The organism is Paractinoplanes hotanensis (assembly GCF_023717965.1).
GTDB classification, from domain to species: Bacteria; Actinomycetota; Actinomycetes; order Mycobacteriales; family Micromonosporaceae; genus Actinoplanes; species Actinoplanes polyasparticus.
This window is the reverse complement of record NZ_JAMQOL010000003.1, coordinates 180,015-195,515: the sequence shown is the minus strand read 5'-3', so window position 1 is coordinate 195,515 and position 15,501 is coordinate 180,015. Positions and strand designations below refer to the sequence as shown.

The window sequence follows — 15,501 nt, the reverse complement described above, 5'->3', positions numbered from 1 at the left end:
CCACCGTAGTGGCCCTCGCGGCGCCTGCCTCCCGGCGTCAGCCGGCTGAGACACCGAACTGCCACACCGTCGTCGAACGGTAGGTCTCGCCGGGCCGCAGCACGGTCGACGGGAAGGCGGCCTGGTTGGGTGAGTCGGGGAAATGCTGCGTCTCCAGCGCCAAGCCGTCGCCTTGGCGGTAGAGGCGCCCGCTCGTGCCGATCATCGTGCCGTCGAGGAAGTTGCCCGAGTAGAACTGCAGACCGGGCTCGGTGGTGGAGACGGTCAGCGTCCGGCCGCTGACCGGGTCGCTCACCTCGGCCGCCGTGGTCAGAGCGCCGTCCGAAGAGTCGAGGACCCAGTTGTGGTCGTAGCCGCCGGCATGGCTCAGCTGCTCGTCGCCGGTGCGGATGCGCTCGCCGACGGCCACCGGCTCGCGGAAGTCCATCGGCGTGCCCGCCACCGGGCGTAGCTCGCCGGTCGGGATGAGGTCGGCGCCCACCGGGGTGAAATGGCCGGCGTGGAGCCGTACCCGGTGGCCGTAGATGTCGCCGCTGCCCTCGCCGCCGAGGTTGAAGTAGCTGTGGTTGGTCAGGTTGACCACGGTCGGCGCGTCGGTAGTGGCCTCGTAGTCGATCCTGAGGGCGTTGCCGCCGGTGAGGGTGTAGCGCACCGTGACCGTCAGGGTGCCGGGGTAGCCCTGATCTCCGTCGGGACTGATCAGCCGCAGCTCGACTGTGTCCTCCGTCCGGGTGGCCGACCAGATCCGCTTGTCGAAGCCGGCGGCCCCGCCGTGCAGGCTGTTCGGGCCGTTGTTGATCGGCAGCTCGTAGCCGGCGCCGTCGAGCGTGAAGCGGCCCCGGGCTATACGGTTGCCGTACCGGCCGATGAGAGCGCCGAAATACGGGCCGGGGTTGTCGACATAGCCCCGCAGCCGGTCGAAGCCGAGAACGACGTTGGCCGTCGCGCCCGTCCGGTCAGGCGCCTCGACACTCTGGACGATCCCCCCGTACGTGAGGATGCCGACCCGCATGCCCTCGCCGTTGGCGAGGACGTAGCGGTCGACGGCGCCTTCGGACGTCGCTCCCCAGCGCTCGGGGCGATCTTGCGGTGCGGGCATCCCCTCACCCTAGAGGGGCGACTTAGTGGCGGTGGCGGTGGTGATGGCGGTAGCCGGCCGTCAGCGACAGCGCCGCCATCGAGATCAGGGCGCTGACCACCAGCAAGGTGCCGAGCAGGATGTCGAGAAGCATGGCTCACCTCCTCTCCATTCACGATGCGACGGGGGAGGGCTGGCGTCAACCGGTTCGCGTGATTCGCAACGGGGAGACTTGGCCGTCTCCAAGATCGTGAGCTACTGTGCGCGGCGAGGGGAGTACCTCGCAAAGAGCGTTGCGGTCATCACGGGCATCTCAGCATGCCCCCGTGCGCTCGCCTGCCACGCCGGCAGGTGAGGGAGACCTCGGACGATGGCGCACATCTCCGAGGAGGCTCCCCGATGTCGCATAGTGTCACCCTTGCCGCCCCGCTCGAAACTGTTGCCTCGCCGCAGTTGTGGATCATCAGCATCGTGGTTCTGCTGGGGTTGCTGGCCGCCGATTTCTTCGTCACCCGCCGGCCGCACGACGTGCCGATGCGCGAGGCCGTCGGCTGGTCGGTCTTCTACCTGACCCTGCCGGCCGTGTTCGGCCTGGTGCTGTGGTGGGCGTACGGCAGCACGCCGGCAGTGGAGTTCTACACCGGGTTCGTGGTCGAGAAATCGCTGTCGGTCGACAACCTGTTCGTCTTCATGCTGCTGCTCAGCGCCTTCGCCGTGCCCTCGGCCCTGGCCCAGCGGGTTCTGCTGTACGGCATCGCCGGCGCCCTGGTGCTGCGAGGCATCTTCATCGCGCTCGGCGCGGCCGTGCTGCAGGCCGGCACCTGGGCGTTCCTGCTGTTCGGGGCCGTGCTGCTGGTGACCGCGATCAAGGTCATGCGGGACGCCCGGAAGGGCGAGGAGCACGCGGTCGACATCGACAACATGCGCAGCGTCAAGCTCCTGCGCCGGTTCTTCGGAGTCACGAAGGAGTACCACGGCAGCAAGATGGTCATCCGCCAGGCCGGCCGCCGGGTGCTGACGCCCCTGGCCGTCGTGGTGGTCGCCGTCTTCATGACCGACGTCGTGTTCGCCGTCGACTCGGTGCCGGCCGTGTACGGCGTGACCGAGGATCCGTACCTGGTCTTCGCGACCAACGCCTTCGCCCTGATGGGTCTGCGCGCCCTCTACTTCGTGCTCCGCAACGTGCTCGACAAGCTGCGCCACCTCGACTACGGCCTGGCCGTCATCCTGGCCTTCATCGGGGTCAAGCTGGTGCTGCACTGGGCGCACGGCATCTGGACCTGGCTGCCCGAGGTGCCGACCCTGGCCTCGCTGGGCGTCATCGCGGTCACCCTGATCACGGTGACGGTCACCAGCGTGCTGGCCAACCGCCGCGACGAGGCGGCCGCCCGGATCGCCGCCGATGAGGATCCGGTCCCGGCCGGGAGCGCGCGCCCGGATCAGTGACCGCGGGGAACCGGATCGGCCGGCCCGGATTCTGATGCCCATGAGACTTGGCCGGGGATGCTCGTCGCGGCGGCGTCGTGCGGATTCTCGGCCTGTGGCCGGCAGCCCCGCCGGTGATCGAGGCGGCCGTGCCGGAAGGTTGGCAGCAGGTGACCGGCGGGCCGCTGAGCCCGCGCGAGCAGGCGCTGGGGCTGTGGACGGGCACCGAGGTGCTGCTGCTGGGCGGCAGCGACTCCTTGCCGTGCCCGCCCAACTACGTCCTCGACCCGGCGACGATGCGCTGGAACGCCCTGCCGGACGACCCGCTGGGCGCCGCGTTCAGCCGCACCCTGGAGTGGAGCGGCCGGGAGCTGCTGCTGTTCGACCACGAGCTGGTGCCTGACCCGAACGGGAAGAAGCCGTCGCTCACGCGGGTGGCCGCGCTGAATCTCGGCACTTGGCGCAGGCTTCCGGACGCGCCGATGCTGTTCACCGGGCCGTGGCTGCGGACCGACGGCGGCCTGGCAACCCCACGCCCGGCGGCGGCGACGGCGGGCAGGTCAACAACTGGGGCCGTACGTATCTCAACGGCGGCCTGCTCGACCCGGCCACCGGCCGGTGGTCGGCCCTGCCGGATCCACCGGGCGGCGAAGGGCTCGGCGCCGGGGCCCGCACGGCCACCTCCGCCCGCTATCCCGTGGTTGCCGAGGCGGTGCTCAACACGGAATCCGGTACGTGGGAGAAGGTGCCGGCATCCCCGGCGGCGACGCGTCCGGGCGGACGGTCGTGGCCGCCGGGATCCGCATGGTGGTCTTCGGCGGCGCGACCGCGAGGCCGCGGCCTGCCGTGCCGATGGGTCAACCGGCGGTCGGCTGCAGCTCACGTGGCGCGTACTCGACGCGCTCGAAGGGCCAGACGGCATTGATCCACTCGTTCACCAGGCGGTACAACTCGATGTCGAGTCCTGCATGGTCCTGAATGACCCACGAGCGCACGGCCGCCTGACCCGGACGGCCGTTCAGAGGATAGATGTAGACACATCCGGCGATCACGCCATCAATCATCGCCGTATATGTGAAACCGGTTCGTCGTTTGAAATCTTCGGCGTGCTGCTTGAGGTCCTTCTCGTTGTCTTCAGGCGTCATGACATACGGCCACGGGTACTCCGTGAAACCGGGCGTTTTCTTGATGTGGTCGAAGCTGCCCATCCATGCCTGGAAATCACGCTCATTGTGTTCCGGCCCCAGCGGAACGAGTTCGAATCGGCCGGCTCTCAATCCGGTCGGTGCCTCGAAGTCTCCAGGGACGAAAGCGTCGTCGGTTGCAACCCTCATTGCGGAGATCCTAGTCTGTGGTCTTGGCGGAACAGGAAGTACATGCCGAGACTCGCCGTTCAGGTGAGCGGCGACATTCTTGTACACCTCATCGAGATTTGCCAGTCTCGACTCCGAGGTGTACCAAGCTATGCCCGGCGTCATGACAACATTGTCCAACGCCCGGATGCGGTCCTCGGATACTTCCGAAAGATGATCGAGGCCGGCTCCGGCCAGTCGTCCGCTCGTCAGTGCTTGGATGAGCTGTTCTTGATCAATGAGCTCGCCACGGCTTGTGTTGATCACAATCGCGCCATCCTTGAGTAAGCCGAGGCGGCGCCCATCGAGGATGTGACGGGTGGTTTCGTCAAGCGGCGCGTGAAGGGAGAGGAAGTCGCTTCGGGCCACGACGTCGTCCAGGGGGAGGAGCTCGATACCCGGCGCCTCCCGGCCGTGGCGATTCGCACCGACGACCGTCATGCCGAACGCCGACGCGATCCGTGCTGCCGCACGGGCCACATCTCCTGTACCTATCAGGCCCAACGTCCGTCCGGCCAGTTGAACGCCGAGGAACGGCGCGTGCGTGATCGGGCCACCGCTGCGTACGGCGGCATCGCCGGCGAAGATTCGGCGGGCGACTGCGAGAAGGAGCGCGAACACGTGTTCGGCGACGGCCTGACTCGAATAGCCCGGACAGTAGGCGACCGTGATGCCGTTCTTGGCAGCGGCGCTGATGTCGACGGAGTCGTAGCTGGTGGTCACCAGCGATATGTGTCGCACCCGGCTCGTGGCCCGAAGGATCTCTGCCGTCAATCTGGTCCACTCGACGATGGCGATGTCACAGTTTTTCAGCCGTGCGACAGTCGTCTCCGGGTCCGGCCGATCGTGAAACACCTCGAAATCGCCAAGGGTCTTCATGTCCGCCACGAACTGGTCGGAAATATACGTCGGCTCATCCAAGTAGATTATTCTCGTCATGCGACCACGGGACCTTCCTCTGAATTCTGGATCAGACTGAGCACACCCTCCAGTCGCTCGCAGGCCTGCGCGAAATTGGCCGGGTCCCGGGCGAGCGCGAAACGGACGAACTTTCGCCCAGGATCAGGATCGAACCAGAAGAAATGGTCGCCGGGAAGAATGCCTATCCCCGAGTCGGCGGCCCAAGTCACGACGTCCGACGACTGCAGGACGGGTGAATTGATTCGTACCCATTCCACGCTTACCGGCGCCCGGCCGGTCACCGGCGCCAGAATCGTTCCTCGAAGGGTGGCGCGGAGGCGGTTCCTATTGATGAGGACCGGCTGTCGCACGGTGGCGTCCAGTCCTCGGTCACCGCTATCGCGGAGGTATTCCACAAGGAGCATCAGCACGAATGGGCTCACGTTGAGTAGCACGTCGTTGTGAACATCCAGAAGCTTGAGGTAGATGTCCGCACTTGTGGCCAGGATGCTGCACTTCAGGTCGACCGAGGGCCACGTCTTGCCCGTGTCCTCCACGCACACGTAGCTGACGCCGCATTCTTCTAGTACGGCGTACTGGTCCCAGGTGCTCAAGGTGCTGAAGAACCGGAACGTCCAGTCGAGAATCAGGACTGTCCCCGTGTCTCGGCAATGTAGGGCCAGCCTCCGGAACTGGCTGGGGTCCAGCAGGAAACCGGTCGGGTTGTTGGGCAGGGTCAGCAGGAGCGCATCGGCCGGGGGAAGGTGGAGTGTCGTTGCGGTCAGGTCCTCTTCTCGCACCGGGACCATCGCGACTCGACGCCTGGCCATGATCGCCGCCAGATTGTCGAAGCAGGGTTGTACGAGGGCAACTGACCATCCGTGGTATCCCGCGCATGTGGCGATCAGGTCGGTCGACATCGACGCCGACGGGCTCAGCAGGGTTCGCTCATGGGTCATCGCCGTGTCCTGCCCGGCCAGAGCGAAGAAAATCCGCTGGAATTCGCGTTCCAAGGCGGGAAGCGCGACGGACTCGCTCGCTCGGTACAACTCGGGCAGCCGATCAGAGATCTCGATCTGCCCTTGATCCTGGTATTGGCGCGCGTGCCCGTCGGCGAGGTTGAACGGCAGGCCCAGGCTGACCCGCTCGTAACGGGTCAGATTGGTGAACTGCTCCATGGCAAATCAGTCCGCTCGCTGCCAAATGACCTTGACCGACATCTGTGCGCCGGCCGTCGTGCTGGCAATGATCGCGGACGTCTGGCCGGTGAGGCAGACGCCGATCTGGATCTCGATAGTGGACGGCGAGGACGCCATCTCACGCAGGCATTGGATCGCCTCGTCGGCGGCGGCGCGAATGGGTTCCAAGGCCTTGCCCAATGATCCGGCGGCGTCGGACACGGCTTGTGTCACACGAGAGCTCGTGGGTATCACCCCGTCCTCGTCCGGCACGGCGACGACGACGGACGTGCCGTCGGACATGGAATATCTTTCGAGTGTGCCCATTGGTGCCCCTTCGGCAGTCGGCCCACATCGGATGATAGGGCGACGGTGCCCGACGACCCCGTATCGTATAGCCGACACGGATTGCTCTTGTCAGACCCGAGGAAAGCTCTTGAAGATCCGGAGACACAATGAGGCCGTCGTCCGTCAAACCTACGGTGGTTCGTGTCATGGGTGCTGGTGGCGAGACTCTGGGCACGGGCTTTGTGGCATTCGACGGCGGCTACGTCGTCACCTGCTGGCACGTGATCGATGAAGTCGCCGAGGTCTTCGTCCAACTCGAAGGAGATCAGCGCCGAGCGCCGGCCGAGGTGCGGAGGGATCTTTCTCATCCGGAGGCGGACATCGCTGTTCTTCGTGTTCCGCACTGCGCGCATCAGCAGCCGGTGGCCCTGGCCCTCACCTGGTCGGCGAAGGAGGAGACTTGGTCCTACGGGTACCAGTACCAGGCCCACGTCAGTAGTGGCTATCCCGTGACGGGCCGGATATCGGGCGACACCGTCCGCGACGGCCACCAGTTCATCGTGATCGCGGACACCGATGTGCAGCGCGGCATGAGCGGAGCGCCACTGCTCGACATGGCATCCGGGCGAGTCGTCGGCGTTGTGCATGCACGCCTGGGGAACAGAGGCGTCGCGCTGGCGGTGCCGATCAAGGCCGTGTCTGCTCACTGGCCGGAACTGCGGAACAGGCTCGCCCGTTCCGCCGATCAAGTGCACGGGCGGGTGTCCGCGTTGTTTGAGGCGATGGGCTACGGCGTGAGATCCAACCCGCCGGAGTTGTCGGGCGGATTTCCCAGCTTCGCCGCCGAGATCGCTGTCGGTCCGGTGCGAGTATGCGCGATCGCCCTGATCCTCGGAAGCGATCATGAGGACACCGACGTGCAACGTGCTCTGTACGTGACGGGTTCGTTGCTGGCCGAGCGGCGATACGACAAGGGCTTTGTCGTCACCGACAGCGGCGAGTACGGCAGCCTCCAGGCGTTGGCCTCGGCCCAGCAGATCACCCTGCTCACGGTCCCGGAACTCGAACGAACCCTCATCGACTTCGGACGGTATCTCGATGCCGTGGTCCACGACTTCGAGAACTTCGGACAGCAGGACGGCGGAGGGCTCCATCCGGTGATCGACCACTTCCGTTGGTGCGACCTCCACCGGTACTACATCGATCTGCGAGCGGTCGATCTACTAACGGGACGGCACCTTGCCAGCTCGACGGAAGCCCTCCACGAATTCCTGACAAAGCCGGAGATGAGCCTGCTTTCGGTGCTCGGCGACTACGGCACGGGCAAGACGTCGCTCTGTCTGCAGATCACCTACGAGCTGGCTGACATGTGCCTGCGGGGTGAGGCCGGCGGCCGCGTGCCCATCTTCGTGCCGCTGCGGAACTTCGACAAGAGGCAGGGGATCCGGCGGCTGATCATGGATGCGCTCGCTGACTACGGCGTCCACGCGTCGGACTATCGGGCGTTCGACCTGATGCTACGAGCCGGGCGCATACTGGTCATCCTCGATGGGTTCGACGAGGCTGCGGACGGATTGGACCGCCGAGAGGTGGCACAGTTATTCGGGCAGGTCAGCCAGCTCGTCGTGGGAAATGCCAAGATCGTACTGACGTGCCGCTCGCACTATTTCCGCTCAGAGGATCAGAGCATCGAAACCCTCACCACCGAGGCCATGACGCCGCTGATGCGGGAGATTCGTGAGCACCGCGGATTCGGTGTCATGGAGCTCCTGAAGCTCGACGAGGCACAGGTTCTCGAGCTTATGTCTCGGCGCAGCTCCGATTACATGCAGCGCTGGGTGCACATGAACACTGTCTACAACCTCGCGGATCTGGCGCGCACACCTATCCTGCTCAATATTATCCTCAGCTCCTACGAAAAATTGATTTCCCAGGTGTCCACGGCGCCCATCGACTCTGCGCGACTATATGAGATGTACACGAAATTCTGGCTCGAGCGCGACGATGAGAGGTCCGACATCACATCGCTCGAAAGACTCAAATTCGCACAGTCTCTGGCGTGGCGAATGTACACGACCGACCGGCTCATGATTCCCTACGAGGAATTGACGGCTGCGGTCGACGAGTTCTTCTCCGGATCGTATGCCCGCGATATCCAGCGTTTCAACCGACTCGACACGAATGTGCGCACCTGCTCGTTCCTGGCGCGCGACCGGTTCGGCAATCTGATGTTTGCGCACAAGTCGTTCATGGAGTTCTTCGTGGCGAAACTGCTGGCTTCCAATATTGGCGACTGGCCGGGGCTCGACTTCGGATCGCGTGTCGTTCCCTACGAGATCGGGGATTTCGTCAAACAGCTGGTGTCGGCGAACGACGTCGTGTCCATCAAGGAGTTGGCACTGGATCGGGGGAACACCGACATCGTGCGAGGCCTTTGCATGGACGTGCTCATCGGGCTGGGCGACACGGTGCGGGATGAACCCCTCGTCTTCGCCATCGTTGTTACCGAGGGCGGAGCCCTCGTGACTGCGAACGCGGACGGCACCGCTACGGTCCTTTCCGGCGATCTGACCATCGAGGGGACCTTGAGCGGCCACGACGACTGGGTGCGGCAGGTAGCTGTCAGCCCTGACGGCCGGAGTGTGGTTACCTGTGGCTGGGACGGCCGCGTCGTCTTGTGGGCTCTGCCCGGCTTCGCGCGCCGGGGAGAATATCGACTGCCCGAGCGTGTCAATTCAGTCTGTTTCGATCGTCACTCAGAGTTGTTGGTATGCGCCGGCTACGACAGCGCCATCTCGGTGCTGAGCACAGCGACTATGGCGCCGCTGTTCGAGCTGACGGGACATGGCGGCGGCGTCAACGCCGTCATCGCCAGCCCGGTGGATGACCTCATCATCAGCGCCGGTCTCGACAAGACTCTCCGGGTATGGTCGCCGGAAAACCCTTCGGCCAAGCCCGCCGTCGTCCATCTCGACGAGCCGGTCACTCGACTCGCTTTCGCTAGGGACGGACGATTTTTCGCCTCGGGCAGTTGGGCGGGCGAGGTAACCGTGTGGGATGCCCGGACCCTGAGGTCGCTGTGGTCGAGTCGCAAGCACGCCAACCAGATCGGCGCCGTGGGGTTCTCGCCCGACAGCGAGGTCTTGGCCAGTTCCTCGGACGACCGGACGGTCAAGATATGGCGGGTCGCCGACGGTGCGCTGATCAATTCGATGGACCACAGCGACTTCGTCACAGCCGTTTGTTTCGGTCGTGGGGCTGACGTCTTCTACTGCGGTGGGTACGACTCGCAAGTACACCTGTACGACGTAGCCACCTGGACCAGTACGAAGGTCGTGTCGCTGAAGTAACGCGTGACGATTCCGTCAGGGCGTCATACGTCAGCCTGGGGGAAAGGCGTAGCCGTGCAGAGGGCGTCGGCCCGGTCGACCACCAGGTCTTCCGCGGTCGGGCAGCGGCGGTGCAGGGCGGCTAGCGCGTGTTCGTACGCGGGGCGGCTGAAGGGCATCTCCCGCATCCGGGTGACCGAGGCGCGGACGACTGCCGCGAAGTCCTCGGGCCACTGGACGCGGTGCAGGGCCTTGACGATGTTGGTGTCCCGGTCGACCAGCACGATCTGCACCGTGCCGTCGGTGTCCACGCCGGGCAGGCCGTCCTCGGGGGCGAACAGGTGGGGGTTGTACGGGGCCTGGGACCAGGTCAGGACGGGGCCCAGACGGTAGGCGAGGATGCCGGCGTGTTCGCTGTCGACCCAGGCGAACCTGGTCGGAGCGGCCGTGACGGCTTGGACCTCCAGCTCGTGCGGGCAGCTCAGGAACATCATGAGCTGCACGGGCTCGCCGGCGAACATCGTCAGGGCAGCTCCCTCGGGCCAGCTGACGTCCGGCTCCAGCCGACTGCCCACCTCCACAATCAGGTGCACGGACCCAGCGTAGCGGCGCGAACGCCCTCAGGTGCGAGGTTGGTCGGACCGGCGCCCGATGGCGCGTCCATGCCAGTGCCCCCTGTGGCGCCAGCCGGTTGGCCGGGCCGGGAAGTAATCGGTCGGTAACAGGCCCTCATCGGGCGCCGGGCGGGGTGATCAGCTCGACCTCGCCGGCCTCGAGGGCGTCGCGCAGCTCGGGCCCGGGCATGGCGTCGGTGATCAGGTAGTCGGCGCTGGCCAGCTCGGAGACCTGCGCGAACAGGCGGCGGTCGAACTTCGAGGAGTCGGCCAGGATCGCCACCCGGGCCGCCCGCGAGATCATCTCTTGCATCATGGCCGCCTCGGCCAGGTTGCTGGTCGTGTAGCCGGCGCCGGCCGCGACCGCGCCCACACCGATCAGCGCCAGGTCGCAGCTGATGTCGAGGTCGGCGCCGCCGTTGGCCCGGAAGCTGACCGGTCCGATGGTGGCCAGGGTCAGCGAGCGTACGGCGCCCCCGAACACGTAGATGTCGCGCACCGCCGAGGCGGGCAGCGCGGCCGGCACCAGCAGGTTGTTGGTGGCCACGGTGAGGTCGCGGTGCTGGCCCAGCAGGCGCGCGAGCGCCAGCGTGGTCGTGCCGCCGTTGATCATGATCGTGGAGCCGTCCTCGACCAGCGACGCCGCGAGCGCCGCGATTTTCTCCTTCTCCTGCTCCTGGATCGAGAGGCGCTGGTCGACCGCGCGGTCGGTGCGGGTGATGGTCGAACGGCTGACCGCCCCGCCGTACGTGCGCACGAGCACCCCGTCCGCGCTGAGCTGGTCGAGGTCGCGCCGGACGGTGTCGATCGAGACCCCGAAGCGCTCGGCCAGGGCACTGACGGTGACCTGCCCGGCCTCGGTCACGTACGCCGCCAGCTGGGCCTTGCGGCCCGCAGGCAGGTGGCGTTGCCGATCGTCCTTCTCGACGTTCGTCACTGCGTCCCCCCTCATTGTGTGCGGCAGTATGCCACACCTGTGCAGCTCCTTGCTTAGAGTGGCGAAGAGCCGCATAGTTGGGCAACTGCCCGGTCGGACAGCCTTGAGCAGCAGTTCTCCAAGGTGGACGACCGATCGTTGCGACGGCAAGTGTGCACCATCCCGCAGCTCCTTGCCGAACTTCGCAAGATTCTGCGGTTCTTGCTCTTGTTAACTCCCGTAACACGTTGCTAACGTGACGACAATCTCGCAGAGAACAGAGGAACCTCTCTATAGAAGGAGTCCGCGATGGCGGCACGTTCCACCCGGTTGAGGCGTTGGACAGCAATAGCGACGGCGGTCGGCCTGGCCGCGGTCATGGGGGCCTGCGGGGGCGGCTCGGACGATGCGAGCTCGGACGGAACGGTGACGCTGGAGTTCGCCCAGTGGTGGGCTCCCGAGCTTCCGGACGGCTCGTTCGACAAGATCATCAACGAGTTCCAGACGGCCAACCCGACCATCAAGGTCAAGCTGCTGAGCGCGCCCTACGCGTCGACCAAGCAGCAGCTGGTCACCGGCGCCGCGTCCAAGACGCTGCCCGACGTCGTCGGCCTCGACGGCGCCTGGGTCAACGACTTCGCCAAGCAGGGCGCGATCGCCGACATGTCGAAGCTGATGACCGACGCCGGCTACGACGCCTCCCAGCTGGCGAGTCAGATCCAGCTCGACGGCAAGACCTACATGGTCCCGGTCGTCAACTTCGTCTACCCGCTCTTCGTCAACCAGGACTTGCTGGCCAAGGCCGGCGTCGACAAGGTGCCGAGCACCCGCACCGAGTTCCTCGACGCGGCCAAGAAGATCACCGCCACCGGTGGCAACGTGAAGGGCTGGGCCCTCCCGCTCGACACCGCGGTTCCCAACGGCATCCAGAACGACGTCATGTCCTGGCTGTGGGCCTCCGGCGGCAGCATGCTGGCCGACGGCAAGCCGGCTCTGCAGACTCCGCAGGTCAAGAGCGTGGTCGAGTACGTGAAGAGCCTGAACGACGCCGGCGTCATCGCGCCCGGGTCGCTCACCATGAAGGAACAGGACAAGGTCGAGAAGTTCACCACCGGCCAGGTCGGCATGGTGGTCGACTCGCTCGCCCACATCAACCTGGTCAAGAAGAACAACCCGGACCTCAAGTTCACGGTCGCGCCCATCCCGGCCGAGGACGGCTACACCGGCAAGCGCGGTATCCCGTACGCCTCCTGGGGCATCGGCATCGCGAACTCCTCCGAGCACAAGGCCGAGGCCTTCAAACTGGTGCAGTTCCTGATGGACGCCAAGGCCAACGCCGAGCTGGCGACGCTGGCCAACGGGTTCCCCGGCAACAAGAACGCCGAGCCCGACTTCACCGACGCCGACCCGCTGTTCAAGCAGGCCTTCGACATCTACTCCGAAGGCACGCCGGCCAACGAGTTCGTCGGACTGCCCAAGTCCGAGGACCTCATGCGCAGCTTCGACGAGCAGCTCCAGCTGGTGCTGACCGGTAAGGGCACGGTCGACGACGCCCTCGCGAAGTCCCAGGAGAACTGGTCCTCGGTGATCGAATAGTCCGCCCGGGCGTCGCGCCGGTCCGCCGGCGCGGCGCCCGATCAAGGAGACAGCGAATGACAACCGCGCCCGCCGACCCCATCGTCAAACCGGAAAGCGCTCCGCCGGCCGAGCCGGCCGCGCCGGGACCGAAGCGCTCGTCCGTGGCCCGGCGCCTGGTCCCGTTCGGCTATCTGTCCCCGACGATCGTGCTGATCGTGGTCCTGATGATCGTCCCGATCGTCATGGTGATCAGCTACTCGTTCCGGGACAACGTGATCGTCCAGGAGAACTCGGTCTTCGCCGGGCTGGCCAACTACACCGACGTGTTGACCGACCCCGACTTCCTGGCAGCGATCAAGAACACCGGCATCTTCATCACGGTCAGCATGGTGGCCCACCTGCTCCTCGGGCTGGGCTTCGCCATGATGCTGAACAGCCCGCTGCTCGGCGGCGTCGCCAAGTCCCTGTTCCGGGTCGTCTACGTGCTGCCGTGGCTGTTCACCATCGCGGTGATCGCGGTCATCTGGCGCCTGCTGCTCGACCCGTCCGGCGTGGTCAACTACGTGCTGAACGCCCTGGGCCTGATCGACCAGGGGGTGGACTGGCTCGGCAGCCCGAGCACGGCGCTCTGGGTCGTCACGTTCGCCAACATCTGGTCCGGCTACCCGTTCTTCATGATCAGCCTGCTGGCCGGCCTGCAGGGCATCCCCGGCGAGCTGTACGAGGCGGCGTCCGTGGACGGCGCCAGCCCATGGCGCAAGTTCCTGCACGTGACGCTCCCGCAGCTGCGACCGGTGATCATCAGCATGGCCGTGCTCGACCTGATCTGGACGTCCCAGCAGTTCGCCCTCATCTGGATGATGACCGGCGGCGGGCCGCTGAACTCGACCGAGATGCTCAGCACCTTCACCTACAAGCTGGCCTTCAGCGAGTACGAGTTCGCGACCGCCTCGGCCAGCGCCGTGGTCGTGCTGCTGCTGACGATGATCCTGGCCTTCTTCTACGTCCGTCAGCAAAGGGAGCGGTGAGATGGCGACTGTGCTGCCCGACAGGACCGCGCCCGGGATGACCCCGAAGACGCGGCGCACGCTCATGAAGACCCTGCTCTTCCTGGGCCTGGTGCTCGGCGCTGTCTTCGCCGGCGCGCCGGTGCTGTGGATGCTGTCGACCTCGTTCAAGAGCAACGGCGAGGTGTTCCAGAACCCGCCCAAGCTGATCACCGAGAACTTCTCGCTCGACGCGTACACCGAGATCCTGACCAACGGCGCTCAGCTCCGGTTCTTCGTCAACAGCTACATCGTGGCCATCGCGGTGACGGCGCTGACGCTGTTCGTGGCGATCCTGGCCGCGTACGCGTTCAGCCGCTTCACCTTCCCGATGTCGAAGACCATCAACGCGGTCATCGTCAGCGTGCAGGCAGTGCCGCCGATCACGCTGGTCATTCCCTACTTCGGGCTCGTCGTCGGGCTCGGGCTCTACAACACGTACCCCGGCCTGATCCTGACCCACATGGTGTTCACCCTGCCGTACGCGATCATCATGCTGACCGCGTACTTCAACACCCTGCCGAAGGAGCTGGACGAGTCCGTCAAGGTCGACGGCGGCAACAGCTGGACCGCGCTGTGGCGCATCCTCGTCCCCATCTCGGTGCCCGGCATGATCGCGGTCGGGGTTTACACGTTCATGATCTCGTGGAACGAGTACCTGTTCGCGCTCTCGCTGACGCGCACCGACGACATGCGCACGGTCCCGATCGGCATCCAGCTGCTCATGGGCCAGCACTCGTACGAGTGGAACCAGATGATGGCGATGAGCATTCTCGGGTCCATCCCGGTCCTCATCCTCTTCCTGGCCTTCCAGCGGCGCTTCATCGGAGGCCTCACCTCCGGCGCCGTAAAAGCCTGACCCCATCCACCCGAAACCGACGGAACACCACCCCTGTTACGCGGAGACCCCGCAGCAAGAAGGAGAAACTCGGAATGCTGACGACCGGCAAGGCGATCCTCGACGTCGCGAACCAGCACAGCTTCGCCGTGCCCGCCTTCAACATCAGCGACTGGGCGATGTTCAAGGGCATCGTGGAGATCAGCGAACAGACCAACGCCCCCCTCATCGTGGCGATCCACCCCGACGAGGTGGCCCACATCGGCCGCGAGATGCTCCCGGGCATCATCGCCCGCGCGCACACCTCGACCGTCCCGATCGCGATCCACTGGGACCACGGCGCCACCTACGAGCAGGCGCTCCAGGCGGTCCAGTACGGCTTCACGTCCGTGATGATCGACGCCTCGATGAAGCCGTTCGACGAGAACCTGGCGATCACCCGGAAGGTCGTCGACTCCGCACACGTGCTCGGCGTCTCGGTCGAGGGCGAGCTGGGCACCATCGGCGGCAACGACACGTACGCCGAGGGCGGCTCGGACACCATCATCTACACCGACCCGGACGACGCCGTCACCTACGTCGAGCAGACCGGGGTGGACAGCCTGGCCATCGCGATCGGCACCTTCCACGGCTTCTACCCGGCGCACCTCAAGCCGGAGCTGAAGCTGGGCCTGCTCAAGGAGATCAAGAGCCGGGTCGGCATCCCGCTGGTGCTGCACGGCGGCTCCGGCAACCCGGACGACGAGATCCGCGAGGCCGCGCGGATCGGGATCAACAAGATCAACATCTCGACCGACATCAAGGTCGCGTACCACAACAAGATGCGCGAGGTCCTGGGCAACGACCCCAAGACCCGCGAGCCCAACGCGATCCAGCCCGCCTGCGTCGCGGCCATGAACGAGGTCGCCGCTCAGAAGATCGAGCTGTTCGGCGCCGCCGGCAAGGCCTCGCTCTACTGA

General features: G+C 65.7%; 13 protein-coding genes. 6 read left to right on the top strand and 7 right to left on the bottom strand.

What is annotated here, in order from left to right:
- Nucleotides 1-37: 37 nt before the first annotated feature.
- On the bottom strand, nucleotides 38-1,099 hold the full coding sequence (locus LXN57_RS02745; RefSeq protein ID WP_251796384.1) for an aldose epimerase family protein: 1,062 nt from the start codon (nucleotides 1,097-1,099) through the stop codon (nucleotides 38-40).
- Nucleotides 1,100-1,477: 378 nt separating this feature from the next.
- Here LXN57_RS02745 and LXN57_RS02740 point away from each other — a divergent pair, with 378 nt between their 5' ends.
- Nucleotides 1,478-2,524 carry a TerC family protein gene (locus tag LXN57_RS02740; RefSeq protein ID WP_251796383.1) on the top strand — a complete coding sequence of 349 codons (1,047 nt, stop codon included), beginning with the start codon at nucleotides 1,478-1,480 and terminating at the stop codon, nucleotides 2,522-2,524.
- 253 nt (nucleotides 2,525-2,777) lie between these two features.
- Here the strand turns inward: LXN57_RS02740 and LXN57_RS02735 are convergent, their stop codons facing one another.
- The 4 genes from LXN57_RS02735 to LXN57_RS02720 form a co-directional block, all read right to left on the bottom strand.
- Nucleotides 2,778-2,960 (bottom strand): hypothetical protein, encoded by a 183-nt coding sequence (locus LXN57_RS02735; RefSeq protein WP_251796382.1) that lies wholly within the window; start codon nucleotides 2,958-2,960, stop codon nucleotides 2,778-2,780.
- 400 nt (nucleotides 2,961-3,360) lie between these two features.
- Complete coding sequence (locus LXN57_RS02730; protein ID WP_251796381.1) at nucleotides 3,361-4,776, bottom strand: 2-hydroxyacid dehydrogenase; 1,416 nt, start codon at nucleotides 4,774-4,776, stop codon at nucleotides 3,361-3,363.
- Between the two features lie 14 nt (nucleotides 4,777-4,790).
- Nucleotides 4,791-5,933 (bottom strand): pyridoxal phosphate-dependent aminotransferase, encoded by a 1,143-nt coding sequence (locus LXN57_RS02725; protein WP_251796380.1) that lies wholly within the window; start codon nucleotides 5,931-5,933, stop codon nucleotides 4,791-4,793.
- 6 nt (nucleotides 5,934-5,939) lie between these two features.
- A complete protein-coding gene (locus LXN57_RS02720; RefSeq protein WP_251796379.1) occupies nucleotides 5,940-6,236 on the bottom strand; it encodes a CU044_2847 family protein in 297 nt (98 codons plus the stop codon).
- Between the two features lie 191 nt (nucleotides 6,237-6,427).
- Here LXN57_RS02720 and LXN57_RS02715 point away from each other — a divergent pair, with 191 nt between their 5' ends.
- Complete coding sequence (locus tag LXN57_RS02715; protein WP_251796378.1) at nucleotides 6,428-9,571, top strand: trypsin-like peptidase domain-containing protein; 3,144 nt, start codon at nucleotides 6,428-6,430, stop codon at nucleotides 9,569-9,571.
- Nucleotides 9,572-9,594: 23 nt separating this feature from the next.
- Here LXN57_RS02715 and LXN57_RS02710 read toward each other — a convergent pair whose 3' ends face one another.
- Both LXN57_RS02710 and LXN57_RS02705 read right to left on the bottom strand, forming a co-directional pair.
- On the bottom strand, nucleotides 9,595-10,143 hold the full coding sequence (locus LXN57_RS02710; protein ID WP_251796377.1) for a hypothetical protein: 549 nt from the start codon (nucleotides 10,141-10,143) through the stop codon (nucleotides 9,595-9,597).
- Between the two features lie 136 nt (nucleotides 10,144-10,279).
- Nucleotides 10,280-11,101, bottom strand: a complete 822-nt coding sequence (locus LXN57_RS02705) for a DeoR/GlpR family DNA-binding transcription regulator (RefSeq protein ID WP_251796376.1) — start codon at nucleotides 11,099-11,101, stop codon at nucleotides 10,280-10,282.
- 288 nt (nucleotides 11,102-11,389) lie between these two features.
- Between LXN57_RS02705 and LXN57_RS02700 the strand changes: the two genes are divergently transcribed.
- From LXN57_RS02700 to LXN57_RS02685, 4 genes are all read left to right on the top strand, one after another.
- On the top strand, nucleotides 11,390-12,676 hold the full coding sequence (locus LXN57_RS02700; RefSeq protein ID WP_251796375.1) for an ABC transporter substrate-binding protein: 1,287 nt from the start codon (nucleotides 11,390-11,392) through the stop codon (nucleotides 12,674-12,676).
- A 56-nt stretch (nucleotides 12,677-12,732) separates the two neighbouring features.
- On the top strand, nucleotides 12,733-13,686 hold the full coding sequence (locus LXN57_RS02695; RefSeq protein ID WP_251796374.1) for a carbohydrate ABC transporter permease: 954 nt from the start codon (nucleotides 12,733-12,735) through the stop codon (nucleotides 13,684-13,686).
- Nucleotide 13,687: 1 nt separating this feature from the next.
- Nucleotides 13,688-14,563, top strand: a complete 876-nt coding sequence (locus tag LXN57_RS02690; protein WP_251796373.1) for a carbohydrate ABC transporter permease — start codon at nucleotides 13,688-13,690, stop codon at nucleotides 14,561-14,563.
- 74 nt (nucleotides 14,564-14,637) lie between these two features.
- A complete protein-coding gene (locus LXN57_RS02685; RefSeq protein WP_251796372.1) occupies nucleotides 14,638-15,501 on the top strand; it encodes a ketose-bisphosphate aldolase in 864 nt (287 codons plus the stop codon).